The following is a 13,064-nucleotide window of genomic DNA, read 5'->3' on the forward strand; positions in this document are numbered from 1 at the left end:
CTTATCTCTAAAAATCAGAAGGCCTATTCGTTATTCAGCGGTACAAAAGCTATCCACTCATATCGTTATCGTAATCGCACCCGGCGTACGCAGCTTCTCCCTGAACTTGCCATTCACATGCACATCCGCCATGCCAGTGGAGGCGTGCTGTACTTCGGCCACGCCCTGCGCATTGGTATACACCGCTTTGCTGAAGCCGGAGTTGAGCAGCCCGTTCCAGAACAGCACGACCTTGGCGTTTTGCTCCCACTTGCCGTAGCGGGCGTTGTAGACTTTGATGATGGAGGTGTGCATCACTCAAAAATTTTAGTTAATAAAATAGAGTTTATTTTACCTTCCCGGCTTTTGGGTATCCTGTAAAATGGCACCATTTACAACAACCTCCGCTCCATCCTCACCAACCCCCAATCCTTCCCCACTAATCCGCCCGCAAATTAGGCAGCCCGCTCAAAAACGACTCCCGCCACTTGTCGCTCAGCGGGATTTCCTGCGTCCCCTCCCGGTAGCGGACCATCACGCGGCCGCGGTGGTAGGCCACTACATGACGGGTATTGACCACCCAGGAACGGTGGGTGCGCATAAGGGCGGGGTGAGGTACTTGTTCCAGGAAACTCTTGAGGCGGACGGAAAAGGCAATGGCTTTAGCGTCGGTCACGATTTTAACGGCGTGCTCTTTAGCTTCTATCCAGCGGATGTCGGCGACTTCCACGCGCACGTGGCGGTAGTCCTGACGGACGAAGAAGAAATCCTGAGCGGCGTACAGGGCGCAGCTGCTGCCGGAGGAGGCCGGTACAGTTGTCACAACGGCGGGACGGCGGGAATAGAAAGTCGCAAAGGCCGTATCCAGCGCAATCAGAAGCTGCTCAATGGGGGCAGATTTGAGGACGTACTGCACCATTGGCGCCCGTTTGGCCCGCTCTACAAACTCCCGCTTGTCGTGGCTGCTGAGGAAGAGAATGGGCAGGGGGGAAATGCTGTGCAGGGCGATGGACAGTTCAATGCCGTCGAGCTTGCTGCCATTAAGCTCGATGTCCAGCAGGGCGATGTCGGGGCGCTCCTTTTGGAAAAGCGCCATAGCCTCATCGCTGTTGGTGGCGTGGCCGGTGATGCGGTAGCCTTGCTGCTCCAGTTGTTCCTGCAGATTGGCGGCTATGATATGGTCGTCTTCGACGAGTAAAATGCTTGCGGCTTTCATTTTGGCAAAGGGTTTTTTATGCGGCTTTCAAATTGAGTTCACACTCCACGCGGGTGCCTTTCTCACCGGAAAAGGCGATGCGGCCGTTGAGCTGTTTGACCAGGTTGTGGATCAGGAAAAGCCCCATCGACTGTTTCGTATCTACCTGGAAGTCGGCGGGCAGGCCACTGCCGTTGTCGGTGTAGATAAGGCGGTAATGCCCTTCTGTTTCAGGCTGCAACGCTACATTAATTTCAGGGTTGGGCTGCTCGGCAAAGGCGTGCTTGCAGGAGTTGGTCGCCAGCTCATTGACGATGAGGCCGATGCGCATGGCGGCATCCCCGTCTACCTGCTCAGCATCCGGTGCCTGCAGGTGGATACGCAGGGGCTGTTCCGGGCTGCCAAAGCTGCGCTGAAGAGCGGTAGTGATTTCTTCCAGATACTCGCGTATGGCAACCGTTTTCTGCCCTTCCCCATCGTGGTGGAGGCGGCTCTGCAGGACTGACATCGCCCGCAGGCGGGCATCTGCTTCTTTGACGGCCTGCTGCGCTTCGGGCTGTTCCTTTAGGCGGTTGACCTGCAGGCTCATCAGGCTGTTGGCGAAGACGAGGTTGTTCATCATGCGGTGGCGCTGCTCCCGGTGGAGGAGCTCGATTTGGGATTTCTGGGCTTGGATGCGTTGCCGTTGGCGGTAGAGGAAGGTGGATAAGCCGGCCAGAGCAATTAAACCCAGCCCAAGGCCACCTAGCCCCATACGCTGATTGCGGTTGATGCTAGCCTGCAGCTCATTCTCGCGCTGCAGGGCTTGGTTTTGGAGTTCTTTTTGTTCGGTTTGGTATTTGGTTTCGATTTCGGTGATAGCTTCCAGCTTTTCCATGGACTCGATACTGTCCGTGTAAATTTGCTTCATCTTCAAAAAGGTTAGCGCATTCTCCCAGTCTTTTTCCTCTTCATAAATTTTAGCCTTCATTTCGTAGATGACCGCCTGCTCCGTTAGATTAGAAGGGGCAACCTGATCTTCTGCCAAATCCAGAAATTCCCGCGCCCGGCCGAGGTCACCCGATCTGTAATACAGCTTAACAAAGTTGTTCCAGACCAGCAAAAAACTCCTTTTTAACCTCCGCTCCTTACAGATTGCCGCTGCCTGAGCCAAGGCTTCCTCTGCCATATTATAACGCTCAAGATTCATATAAGCAATGCCTAAGTTCAGGTAGATGAGCTCAGGCTCACTGGCGTAATCAATCAGCGCTTTGCTCTTCAGTAAAAAATCCAAAGCCTCTGCATGTTTCCCCTGCTTCATATTTAAGATTCCCAAGCTGGAAAATACTACGCCATGAACTACCGGATTGTCGGTAATATCGAGCAACTCCTTATAACTCTTCTCAGCCCTTCTATAATTCTCCAGCCGGGTCAACAAATTGGCCTGATTATATTTCGATGACATCTGATTCTTTTGGTTATTGCTTTTACCAAAGTATTTAGCTGCGGTGTTAAAACTTTCAGATGCCTTTACAAAATCGCTTTTATCTCTGTACGCAAAGCCCAGGTACTGATACAGGTTTCCAATTAGATCAAGGTATGATTTTTCCTCATCTGGTTTTTCGAACCTTGCAATTGATCGCTTTAAAATGGAAATACAGCTATCCAGCTCGTTCGCCGCTATCAACCCACTTGCATAGACTATTATTGCCCGCATTTCACTAACCCCATTATCATCAACCGCCTGAGTATGAGGAATAACCTTCTCGACAAAATCAAGAGCCTGTTGGTTATTTAAACTCAGTAGTGTGTCAGCAAAACTGATAATAAGCCTTGTTTCTCTTTTGGTAAGGGTTCCATACTCTTTATCCACAGCTATTTCGGCAACTTGCCTTAAACTATCCTCCTGCCCCCACACAGGCCCGTAAAACCATACCACCACTGCCCAAAACAGCAGTACTTTGCCATTATTCATAACCTTGAGTTTAGACTGTTACCGTGTCAGTCAGCCGGGTGGATGGAGTTTCAGGTGAGCTTTTTCAACTCATATAGTGCTAAAACTAATAAACATTGTTGAATTCCCCATTCTGGCAAGACAGTTTCTGAAAATCCAGGGGTGGTTTATCCGGACAAACTACCCAGCGCTCCACTTACCGCTGCCGCCAGGCGCGCATTATTCAGCACTAATTCGATATTGGCTTCCAGGCTGTTGCCTTGGGTCAGTTGCTCGATGCGGGAAAGCAGGAAGGGGGTGAGCGCTTTGCCAACTATACCTTGCTCCTCTGCTTCTGCAATAGCCTGCCCAATGACCCGGTCCATCTCCTCCTGCGGCATAGCGAAGGCTTCCGGAATGGGGTTGGCAATGACGGCACCGCCATGTAGCCCGAGCTGCCATTTGGTATGTAATGCTTTCGCAATTTCCGATGCCGTTTCCATCCGGTAATCAACCGGCAAACCACTTGTACGGGTATAAAAGGCCGGCAGTTCATCCGTTTGGAAGCCCAGCACCGGCACGCCCATGGTCTCCAGGTATTCCAGCGTCAGGCGCAAATCGAGGATAGACTTGGCGCCCGCACAGACCACTGCCACATTCGTCCGCGCCAGTTCCTGAAGGTCGGCGGAGATATCCATCGTTCTTTCCGCCCCCCGGTGCACCCCGCCTATGCCACCGGTAGCAAATACGCGGATGCCCGCCAGGGCTGCGATGATCATGGTAGCGGCTACGGTGGTCGCACCATCTCCTTCCCGGGCAACCAGCACCGGTAAATCCCTGCGGCTGACTTTGGACACCGCCGTACCTTTTTTGCCCAGGTATTCAATTTCTGATTCGGAAAGCCCGGCCCGCAATTGTCCACCGATCACCGCTATGGTTGCGGGGACAGCACCGCTCTCCCGCACAGCAGCCTCCACGCGCAGAGCCGTTTCCACATTTTTCGGGTAGGGCATGCCGTGGGAGATGATGGTGGATTCGAGGGCGACTACGGGTTGGCCATTTTGCAGGGCGGCTTTCACAACCGGCGACATGCTGACGAGCGGATTGAGCTGCATAACTTGATGTTTTACTGATCCTTAAGAGTACTATCCTGCTGTTTCGCACTATACTGAAGGTAAAGACTTCTTCATCATCAGAGAAACAGAGTTTACTCCCCTACCACCTACTGAAGTATAGCCCTTGCCCGTTCAGATTGCGGATTGAGCTGCAAAGCCCGCCTCGCCATCTGTTGTGCCTGCCCGGTATTGCCGGCCAGCGCATGGACTTCTGCCAAATCTTCAAGGAGGGTCACATTGTCCGGGCTTACCTCCAACCCGTAATTCAGGTACTGCAGCGCCAAAGCATATTGCTTTTGCTGCTTACCCATTAATTCATACCCCGCCCGATGGTAAAACCGCGCCAGTCGCTGTCCATCCTCCCGGCCATTCAGGTAGACCATATACTGATCAATAAAGTTGACATGGCGGGCACTTAGTATCTCGTAGAACCCTTCCAACAGCTGATCCAGGTCCCTGTTCTGCTGATACAGCCCACCAAGCAAACCTCCCTTACAAGTCAAAGCATCGGAATATTCCGGATAGATTTCCAGCGCCCGGTTCACGTAAGGAAGCGCTTCCTGATACGTAGCCAGTTGCTGTGCGCCCTGCTCCTGCAAGCCTCGCTGATACAGGGAATAAGCCATATAGCTGTTGGCCCGCGCACTGTTCGTTGACACTTTAATTGCAGCACGATTGAGGCTCATGGCGTCTTTCCAGGCGGGAAGGCGTTCGTAGGTTTTTCCCGCGTAAGCTAAAGCGGTAACCAGTAAAATACCCAGACCGGCTTGTTTGGCCCATGTAAGCTGGCTTTGCCAGGCAGGCAGCCGGACAAGGAACAAATAAGCCCATAAGGTGCAAAAACCCAGAGAAGAAACATACACAAACCGCTCGTTCATCGGAGCGCCCACTGAAATGACAATATTGGATACAATGGACAGGGTAGAAAAGTAAAACAGAATGCTCCAGGCTGGAATAGATTGCTTCCGGAACGACCGGATGCCCCAGCCCAACAGTACCAGATTGGCGGCAAGTGATACCAGGACCCGCCAGTCCCCCCAGCTGAGAATGGGTACCTGATAAGGGTAGTAATCGTGGGTGAGCGGGTGCGGAAAAACCAATAGCTTCAGGTATTGCCCCAGGGTATAAGTGATCGTTGCATACTTTTCGGCTACGCTCGTCTCCACGTAGGGGTCGTTCATAATGCCCGAAACGACCAGACCGGGATTGTACAAATACCCCACCGCATTGACCCGGATCCCTAAATAGAGCCCAAAAGAGAGCAATAACGGCAGCACACTAATGGCCACGGTTTTCAGTTCAGCTTTGGTAAACAGGTAGATACTCAGCGGAATAACCGCGAGGAAGGTTACGGCATTTTCCTTGGCTAGTAGAGCCAGTAAGAAGAGCCCGCCTGATAGCAGCAGCGCAAACCAGGACTGTTGTTTGGCATAGCGAAGACTGAAGTACAACGTGCTAAGGGAAAGCAGCAGTACCAAAATTTCATCCCGCCCCTTGATATTCGCAACCACCTCGGTATGTATAGGGTGTAGCACAAACAGCAGCGCAATCCAAAACGGCAGCCTTTCGTACCAGGCCTGCCCTTTTTTCCCCGGGATCAGGATAGCCAGCAACCGGAAGATCAGCAGACCGGTCAGACTGTACAAAAGGACATTGATCAGGTGGCTGTTGCCCGGATTCAAACCGTAGAATGCATACTCCACCGCAAAAGTGGCGATAGACAAAGGGCGGTAGCGGGCACCGGCTACCAGTTCCCGCTGCTCGCCAAGGTAACCGGTAAAACTATCCGTTGTGAAAATATCACCAATCCCTGCCAGTCCCTTTTTCACGAAGTTATTCTCCGACAACACCAGCACATCGTCCAGCACATAACCGAACGTACGCGTAGTGGCGTACAGTAAAAAAGGCAGGGCGAACAACAGCAGCCCGGGCAGTGCGTAGCGCCGCCAAAAGCCGGAACGCTTAACTTTGGTCTTGCCTGCCTTTGACGACTGCTTTTTCATTTTCCGTTTTGCCATAATGATCCAGATTGATACATCGCTGCTCAAAATAGCAGTTTTTTCAGAAGCCGGTATTAATGCAGAATAACCTGGCAGATGATTCTTATACGAAAAGCCACTACTGTGGTCTTAAAACCGGGTAGAACCATTAAAACAACGCCTCAAGGATCTGTTTGACATAGGCCAGGGGGATATGCTCTTGCTCCAGCCTCATCTGTCGGGCATTGAGCTCCTCAAACAAGGCTTTCTCCTTATTATTAAGCCCGGGCAAGCTCGCGGCCGGACTGTATGGGGCATCGTAATGAACGTATTCCGCGAATACCTTCAGCGTCTGCTCATCCATCAGGAAAGGCCGGACATGAGGATGGTGGGACCTCAACCGGGAGAGGATTTGCAGCCCGTGTGCGTCAATGTCTCCCCAGTAGAACAGCTCAACTTCTGATAGCCAGGCCACTTCCGATAGCGCTCCCACCCCAAAGCCACTTCCGAAAATACCAATCGTCTCCTTTGCCTGCGGGAGCGTTAGCAAATTCATCAGGTTGGCATAGTTGGTCTTATTTTCCAAAATAATGGCCCGGCGCACTGGCAACTTCAGCTGTGCAAGTGCATCAAGGGGCAACGCCAAATCCTGTACCCCGGAGAAATACTGATCCGCCAGAGATACATCCATTAGCCGGAGGCGGACCATCGGCTGCCGGTATTTTAGCCCGTAGCGCTGTTCAAAATGGCGCACACCCCGAAATTGATCATTGATGCGGGACCCCGGCAGCACTTCATCCAGCAAGCTGATGAGTAGCCGTTTATGGGTTTCAATAAACTTGGTGGGGATATCCAGGGGCAGCTCCCGGATGTAATATTGCCCCGGCCTGTGCTCCTCCATGAAGTAACGGACTACTTTTAACAGCCCATTCCATTGGGTGTGATGGCTTTCCACATCAAGGGGAGAAGCGATGCACCAGGACTGCAGCCCAGGGATTGCTCCGGCTATCATAGCTGCATCTGCCATGACCTGAGCATAAGCCTGCCCGCGCTTTAGCAGGTACAGATAATCTTCAAGGGTTGCCACATCAATACTGTGGATAAAGCGGTTGCGACCAATGCTGCGGTAGTCGCGCTCTTCCCAGCTTAGGCTCCAGCCTTTAGATTTATACGGTTGGCTGCGCTTCAGCCACTGCTCCTGTGCCGATCGTACCTGCTCAAAGTTTTCTATCCACTCCTTTTTTTGAGGCTTGCCGATGCGGCTCAGGGAGCGCGGAAAGTAATCTGCCTGCTCCAATCCGGCCCGCAACACCTTTGGCCACCACTTTTCCAGCTGCTGAAGGGCTGCTTTTTCGGTAATCATGACTTTGAAGTATTAACGGTTTGCTCCCGGGCTGCTTTCTCTGCCTGGTACTCCTCAATACTGATGTTGCGTACCATGGAAGATTGCCCGTTGGGGTTGGACACGTAGTGCACCGTCGAGATATGCTTTTCGATGACATTGATCTTTTGCAGCGGCGTCACAATAAGCAACTGCAAATTAAGCCGCTCAAACAGCTGAAGCCCGTACCTCGTACTCTCATCCGAACCGCGCCCGAAGGCCTCATCAATCACGACAAAGCGGAAAGACCTTTTGCGGGAGCGCCCCCATTCCAGACCAAACTGAAAGGCAATGGCGGAAGCCAGGATCGTATAGGCCAGTTTTTCCTTTTGCCCACCGGACTTACCTGAAGAATCACTGAAATACTCATGCAGCTCGTTGGTCTCCCGGTAAAGCTCTTCGGCACCAAAGGTGTACCACTGTCTTACGTCAGTCACCCTCTTTGTCCAGCGGCTGTCTTCCTCCGTCCCCCCGGCGAAACGGTCGAGGAGCTTTTTGACGTGCTCAAATTTCTCTTCGGTATACAGATCTTCGTCGGCCACATCTCCATATGTATTGGACAGGCAGGCCCTCAGGTCTTGCTTGAAGGTACTGATATCCTCGCTGTGAACCGGCTCCTTCGAAATGCGGATGAACCGACCGGGATTGTAGTCGATCTCGCGCAGGTGCTGATTGATTTCCTCTATTTTGCGGTTAATGTCCTGTTCAAAAGTGTCGAGCTTCGACTTGAACATCAGGATGCTCTGTATGGTCTTGGTGCGCAACAGCTCGCGGAAGCGCTGCTCATGGCGTGGGATATCGTCCTTTTGCAACCGCACATAACGCTCGCGGAACTCATCCACAGACCGGATGTCCGCATCCACATCTATGACTTCCTCCGGAAACTGTTGCTTGAAGGTAGTCATTTGCCTGACGATACGCTGTGCCAGCCGGCTTTCCTGATCACGGTACTTCCGGATCATCCCATTATTGCCTTCAATTTTTTCTTTAAGCTTCTGCTCCGCCTGTGCCCACGCTTCGGCCGGTGCTTCCGGGCTCAGCTCAGGCAGGTGCTTTTGCAAATGGCCGGAAGGTGCCTGTTGGGGTATCGTGACTGCCCTGCAATCGCTAAACACCCTGTGCGCCGCCTCATTGGTGACCACTTCGCCCAATGCGCTCAGAGGGAGTGGCGGCAATCCGGTTTGGTGGAGTAATGCCGTGATTGCACCAAGCAATTGCCTGAGTTCGTTTTTCTGGACACCTTTCTGCTCAAACTTTACGCCAACCTGAGCACTCAGCTGACTTACCGCAGCTTCCGCCTCTGTTATTTTTTCCTGCAGATGCCGCAGCTCCTCTGAGCCGGCTTCCAGGCGCTGCTGCTCTTCCCGCAGCTCCTGAATACGGATAATCAAGGGCTTGAAATTCAGGTTTTCAAAGGAGGGGTACTCCAACAGCCGCTCAAGTATACCCCGCTGCTTGTCCAATGCCCGTTCTGCATTGCGCAATCGCTGATACTCGGCCTCCGCCTGAGCTAATTCCGCCTCCACTTCCAGTTGTTCCGCTTCCAGAGCCTTGATTTTAGGCTTATTGCTCCAGCCCAGGATATACTGCCGCCGGTCGTTGACATCATAGCGGTCATCTTTGGTGTGCCGCACCCGGTTGTCTTTGCTCTGCCCTTCGACGGTAAGCGCCCGGGGCGCCCGCCGGAACGCAGCCATCGTGTCGCAACAGGTATAATCGTAACGCCTGATCAGCTCCTTTTCCAACCATTCGTAAAACGGGGTATCCGCTTTGATCTGCACTTTGCGCACCAAAGAGTTGGCTTCCGGCTCGCGGCTATCCCTGTCCGGATGAGGCAGGGTACGCAAATAGACCAGTTTTCCACCGAGATGAATGCGATCCAGATAATTGCTGACAACTTCGTAGTGTTGGTCGGGTACCAGCAGGCTAAGGCCGAAGCCCCGTAGCTGCCGCTCGATTGCCCCCTCCCACTTAGCCTCTTCCGGGAGCACCTGTAGCAGTTCACCCGCAAAGGGCAGGTCCTCTTCCGTAAGATACAGCCCGGTGAGCAGCTTTTGCCGTAGCCTTAAATTGCGTTGCGGAATTTGCGTGGGCCTTTGTCTGAGGGATTGCAGCTCCTTGTCCAGCTCTTCCAGGCGTGCCCGGTGTTTGTCTATCCGAACAGCTAAGGGATCCCGGGCATCCTGCAGTTCTTCCAGCGTTATCAGCGCCTGCTCCCGTTGCGCCGTGAACTGATGTTTCTGTGCCATGAAACCGCCTACGTCTTCCGGCATCCCGAGTGGAAGCCCGTGCCCTTTCGGCAGGAAACGACCAAGTTCTGCGAGCCGGTCTTCGTAGGTGCGGGCCTGATCCTGGCGGCGCGCACGCTCTGCCCCGAGCTCTTTGATTTGCAGTTTGATGTGAGCCAGCTGCTGATTAACATTCAGGCTGTCCCGGGCTGCTTTCAGGCGAGCCAACTCCTCTTGTGCCGCCTGCTCCTGCTGCCGTAAAGCCAGCATTTCTGCCTCCAGGGTTTCCCAGTCTTGTTGCAGGCGCCCCATACCCCGGATAGCGGCCTGCAGTTTTGCTTTCGCAAAATAGCCGGGGATTTCCTCCAAAAGCGCTTCCAGCTCACCAATTTTATGCAGTGCTTTCCCGCGCTCGTCCGCTTCTTCAATCATAGGCTGCAGGAGATCGCGCTGCTGCCTGGCCTGCGCTACTAATCGGTGAGCGGTGTTTAGGTCGGCGTATTTAGCGACCAGCTCATTGATATCCTCCTGAATATTTGTCTGCCCCAGCATCTGCTCCCGGACAAACTCCGTGAGGTTGCCTACCGATTTCATGGAGACGGTCTTGTAAAACAGCTCCAGGGCTTCAGGCTGCCGGATGCCAAAAACCTGCCGAAAGCGGTCTGCATAAGCACTGAAGCTATTGAACAGCTCGGCGCCCCGCTGTTTGCGCAACTGCTTTTTGAGCTGCCGGATATCTGTTCCGAAATTGCTGAAGTCGGGGTCAATTTGCAGAGCCTGTTCAGCCAGCACGTAAAAGCGTTTGACGCTATCATCCTGCATCCAGTAAACCTGCGCCAGCGTAGCGAAATCGTTTTGCGCGGCATTGACAAACACAGCCAGCAGCAAGGTCAGGTGCTTGTTATCGGGCCGGAGGTACACATCCCGCCCTTTGCTTGCCGCGTTGACCTTTTCATTTTTGTAAGCACCGCGCACGTAGCTCAGCAGGTTGCGCTCCCGGCTTTCAGCTCCGGCTGCCTTGTTGTAGGTGATCTTTTGCTGTGGCACCAGCAAGGTCGTGATGGCATCGACCAGTGTGGATTTCCCGGAGCCGATATCGCCAGTAAGCAGGGCGTTCTGCCCGTTGGGGCTTATTTCCCAGATATGCTTGTCGAAAGTGCCCCAGTTGAGGACTTCCAGGCGGTGCAGCCGGTAACCGGACGGGGAGCTTGGTATTTCAGATGGAGATAGCATCAGGATTCTTTTTGGGCTTCAGCGTAGGCTTTGAGCTGTCCGAGGATTTCGTTCAGTTTTTCGATAGGGACGTAGGCTTTCAGGATGCGGCTCACTTCGTAGCGGTCTTCTTCCCGCACCGTCTGCAGGAAGCCAAAGCTGATCATTTTCTTGATATCAGCCCGGAGCTTGTCCTCCTGTTTGCGCTCGTTGGCGGCCGTATCATCCCAGTACAGGCGCATCATCTCGGCGATATCACTGTAGCGGAGCACCAGCCTGACTTCGTTGCCTTCCGACTCAAACTCGAGGAGGCGTTTACGCAAAAGTACAATAAGGAGCGTCTGTTGGTAGCTTAGCCGGCGTCGGGTCATGAGGCGGGGTTGAGGATCAGCTTCCTCTTCCTCCGGTTGCTGCCGCAAATAGGCATACCCGTCCCCCTCTTCCACGATCAGCTCCAGCCCAAGCACTTCGAAGTAAGCCCGCAGGCGCTCCCGGTACCTCAGCAGCAGATTCCAGGCATCAAGGTGCTGCTCCCGGTACAGGATGCCCTTGAGCAAGTAGATGGCCGGCGCACGGATTTCCGCTTTTACAGTTGGTTCGCTCATTTCAAAAATAAGATTTGGGGCAGTTCCACGGCGTAAGTTTGTCCCTCGCTTTCATAAAACAACTTTTCCTGCTGCCCGGTATTGATGACCGCTTTTTGGTGGGGTTCCCACTGCGTAGCCAGCCCAAAGTAGGCCACTATCTCACTGAGCCCCTTTTCCACCGGGGCGTGGGCCACCACTTCTTTCAGGCTCACCTGCTGTTTGCCCCGCAGCATTTTCTGTATTCTGTTCTTCAGTTCCTCAGGGTCAATGTACATTTGATTGTAAAGCCCCTCTGTAAGGACTTTGACGGCATTCCCCGCTACCGGCTGATCGGATGCCAGCTGCAGCTCATCGGCAGGCTGAAAAAGGCGGCGTTCCATCACCAGGTTCACTGCAGGCTTGCCAGCAATATCACTAAAAAAGCGCTGAGGAGGCGGTTCGTTTTTGACCTGAAGCGCCAGTTGCTCAATTTCTTCAATAACCTGCCCGGCACGGCGGTTTTCCAAAAAGGTACGGGAGGCCAAAAACCGGCGCAGTTGTTCGATAAGCCGGGTGGTGGTCCGGTCTACCCGTTCGCCAGCCTCTACCAGGAGGATTTTAAGGCGGGGCAGGACAGAGTGGTTGCGGTAGGCTTCCAGCTCGGGCTGTTCAAATAATTGCGCAGCCATTTGGTCGAGCCGGTCCTGCCGGTCCTGATCCATCAGGAAAGCCCAAAAGGCAGTGAAGGTCTTGCCCTGATCCGTTTCCATGATAGCGTCCTGAGCGGAGAAAATCTCGTCCAGCACCTGCCCCCGGCTATGCTGCCGGTTGATTTGCTCTTCCCGGGCCTTAGTGTTGAGTTGCCGGAAGTTTTCCTCAATCTGCCGGAAGTCAGCCAGCAGCTTGGCTGCCGTTTCTTCAATCAATTTAAGCTGTTCGCGCATACGGGTGGGGTCAAGGCGGTTGATTTGCCCTTCTTCCAGCTCCATGATTTCCCGGTCCAGCTCCAGGCGCTGTGCCAGCAGCTGCTCCAGGCGGGCCTGTGCATCGGTGGAGCTGCCGTAGGTCAGATCTTGCAGCATATTGAAGAGCTGCAGCAGCCGGGACTCCGCCCCTACAAATTCCCTTTTGTCCAGCTCGGCTATCCAGACCAGAGCTTGCTCTGCGGCAGGGGTAAGTTCAAAGGTCGCTTCCGCAGCCCCGGCTTCGTAGTACTGCCGCAAAAAGCCGTCTTTGGTCCAGTCTTCCAGGTAAAGCCGTGAAGTGCGGGGGTAGGGTTTCCCGCCTTCCCCAGCACCTTCGTTAGCCGCAAACAGGAAATCAGACAATAGGGTATTGAGCTCCTGACTACCGTAGGCCTGCCGGCGCTCTTCGCGGAAGGCACGCCACAGGAAAGCCACAATCATTGGGGCATGCTGCTTGCGCAACAGCCGCACCGCGCTGTGGTCTTCCAACAGCCTGCTCACTTCGTCTATATTTGAAAAGCGGTCCTCCATA

9 protein-coding genes are annotated in these 13,064 nt (G+C 53.6%); all 9 read right to left on the reverse strand.

Translation table 11 applies throughout. The features are described from left to right. Window positions 1-57 precede the first annotated feature (57 nt). Window positions 58-294 carry a hypothetical protein gene (locus ACO08I_RS11380; protein ID WP_421949355.1) on the reverse strand — a complete coding sequence of 79 codons (237 nt, stop codon included), beginning with the start codon at window positions 292-294 and terminating at the stop codon, window positions 58-60. A gap of 124 nt (window positions 295-418) precedes the next feature. Further along, a complete protein-coding gene (locus ACO08I_RS11385) occupies window positions 419-1,195 on the reverse strand; it encodes a LytR/AlgR family response regulator transcription factor (RefSeq protein WP_421949356.1) in 777 nt (258 codons plus the stop codon). A 16-nt stretch (window positions 1,196-1,211) separates the two neighbouring features. Continuing rightward, window positions 1,212-2,474: a sensor histidine kinase gene (locus tag ACO08I_RS11390; RefSeq protein ID WP_421949357.1), complete on the reverse strand. Its 1,263-nt coding sequence runs from the start codon at window positions 2,472-2,474 to the stop codon at window positions 1,212-1,214. 800 nt (window positions 2,475-3,274) lie between these two features. Then, complete coding sequence (locus tag ACO08I_RS11395) at window positions 3,275-4,201, reverse strand: pseudouridine-5'-phosphate glycosidase (protein ID WP_421949358.1); 927 nt, start codon at window positions 4,199-4,201, stop codon at window positions 3,275-3,277. Window positions 4,202-4,308: 107 nt separating this feature from the next. Continuing rightward, window positions 4,309-6,219: a tetratricopeptide repeat protein gene (locus ACO08I_RS11400; protein ID WP_421949359.1), complete on the reverse strand. Its 1,911-nt coding sequence runs from the start codon at window positions 6,217-6,219 to the stop codon at window positions 4,309-4,311. Window positions 6,220-6,349: 130 nt separating this feature from the next. After that, window positions 6,350-7,543: a Wadjet anti-phage system protein JetD domain-containing protein gene (locus tag ACO08I_RS11405; RefSeq protein WP_421949360.1), complete on the reverse strand. Its 1,194-nt coding sequence runs from the start codon at window positions 7,541-7,543 to the stop codon at window positions 6,350-6,352. Continuing rightward, entirely contained in the window at window positions 7,540-11,022 is a 3,483-nt protein-coding gene (locus tag ACO08I_RS11410) for an ATP-binding protein (protein ID WP_421949361.1), read from the reverse strand. The genes ACO08I_RS11405 and ACO08I_RS11410 overlap by 4 nt, the downstream gene beginning before the upstream one ends. After that, window positions 11,022-11,606, reverse strand: coding sequence for a DUF4194 domain-containing protein (locus tag ACO08I_RS11415; RefSeq protein WP_044221348.1), 585 nt, complete (start codon window positions 11,604-11,606; stop codon window positions 11,022-11,024). Before ACO08I_RS11415 ends, ACO08I_RS11410 begins: the two co-directional genes overlap by 1 nt. Then, the gene (locus tag ACO08I_RS11420; protein WP_421949362.1) at window positions 11,603-13,063 is read right to left on the reverse strand and encodes a DUF3375 domain-containing protein; all 1,461 of its coding nucleotides are present in this window, start codon (window positions 13,061-13,063) and stop codon (window positions 11,603-11,605) included. The genes ACO08I_RS11415 and ACO08I_RS11420 overlap by 4 nt, the downstream gene beginning before the upstream one ends. Window position 13,064: the final 1 nt, after the last annotated feature.

Source organism: Phaeodactylibacter xiamenensis (assembly GCF_965229835.1).
In the GTDB taxonomy this organism is placed as follows: Bacteria; Bacteroidota; Bacteroidia; order Chitinophagales; family Saprospiraceae; genus Phaeodactylibacter; species Phaeodactylibacter xiamenensis.